1 rRNA gene is annotated in these 233 nt (G+C 54.5%); it reads left to right on the top strand.

Annotated features, from left to right (window positions below):
- Positions 1-233, top strand: a 23S ribosomal RNA gene (locus CDH51_RS19995); the annotation flags it as partial.

Below are 233 nucleotides of genomic sequence, written 5' to 3'. Positions count from 1 at the left end.
TTGTAGTCGCGGTGAAGATGCCGCGTACCCGCAACGGGACGGAAAGACCCCATGAACCTTTACTGCAGCTTAGCATTGGTACTGGGCAAACGATGTGTAGGATAGGTGGGAGACTGTGAAGCGGCGTCGCCAGGCGTTGTGGAGTCACCGTTGAAATACCACCCTTTGTTTGTCTGGTATCTAATCCCGTCTCGGGAGACATTGCTTGGTGGGTAGTTTGACTGGGGTGGTCG

It is taken from the genome of Algoriphagus formosus (genome assembly GCF_002807035.1).
GTDB lineage: Bacteria > Bacteroidota > Bacteroidia > Cytophagales > Cyclobacteriaceae > Algoriphagus > Algoriphagus formosus.
Note: the sequence above shows the minus strand (reverse complement) of the source record. Positions and strands in the feature narration are given on the sequence as shown.